This window comes from Furfurilactobacillus milii, from assembly GCF_009863985.1.
Taxonomy (GTDB): Bacteria; Bacillota; Bacilli; order Lactobacillales; family Lactobacillaceae; genus Furfurilactobacillus; species Furfurilactobacillus milii_A.
Map to the genome: position 1 here is coordinate 1 of NZ_WEZT01000050.1, position 1,022 is coordinate 1,022.

The window sequence follows — 1,022 nt, forward strand, 5'->3', positions numbered from 1 at the left end:
GGCAAATTACAACTTTAATTCGAACACCGATTGAAAAACTCAATGGCAGTATGATGATCAAGCGTTTTTAATGGTCGATGATTAATTAGGTCTAAGGATTCCACTAGCTGATCTTTTGTGATTTCTGAAAAATTCGTCTTCTTGGGAAAGAACCAGCGCAACCTGCGGTTGAAGTATTCGTTACTGGCGCGTTCCCAAGGAGAATATGGATGGCAGAAGTAAACTTTAATGTGGTGAATGGCTTCTAATTCTTGATAGCCAGAAAATTCCTTTCCGTGATCAACAGTAATTGATTTAACAGTGGTTCTGAACCGTACCATGAACTGATTGAACGCCTGATTAAGCGCTACTGATGTCCGGTTTGGTGCTTTAATTGCCCAAACCAGACGTGTTTTACGCTCAACAAAGGTAACCAAACAGTCTTTTGCTTGTCCACGGCTGGAAAGAACCGTATCAACCTCCCAATGTCCGAATGACCGCCGGTCATTAACTGCTTGGGGACGGTCTTCAATGGATTGGGAAACTTTAAAGGTTCCCCGAGTTTCTCCTGCTCGCCGATGGCGAACGTTACGGTTGGGGAGTTCACACAAAGGGAAATCTAAATCACCTCGGATAAGCCAGTTATAAATTGAAGCAGTGTTCAAGCCATAGGCTTTAGCAATCATCTCTGGTGACCACGTTAACCGTAAATGGTTCTCAATCAGACATTTCAGTGCCGCTGTTAAACCAAGTGGTCGTCCGCACTGGCGTCGTTTTTGATCAGCATCAAATTGTGCCACCTGTGGATCATAAGGGACAACCCGCTTGAGTTCATAGTAGACCGTTGACTTCGCAACGCCTAAGGCGTCGGCCATTGCCTGCAAGGTCATGTGTTGGGTGACAAGTTGGGCAAGCGCACCACGTTCAAAAGATGTTAAAATAGAAAAGCTCAAAGTAATTCTCCTCACAATGTTAGTATTCGACCACTACCATTGTAAGCAATCACTTTGAGTTTTTTGTTCGAATTAATTATAGAATTTGCC

The 1,022-nt window shown here is 43.6% G+C and carries 1 protein-coding gene; it reads right to left on the reverse strand.

Going from position 1 to position 1,022, the window contains the following annotated elements; translation table 11 throughout:
• Positions 1 to 14: 14 nt before the first annotated feature.
• Positions 15 to 932, reverse strand: coding sequence for an IS30 family transposase (locus GB992_RS11375; protein WP_161002546.1), 918 nt, complete (start codon positions 930 to 932; stop codon positions 15 to 17).
• Between the last annotated feature and the right edge of the window lie 90 nt (positions 933 to 1,022).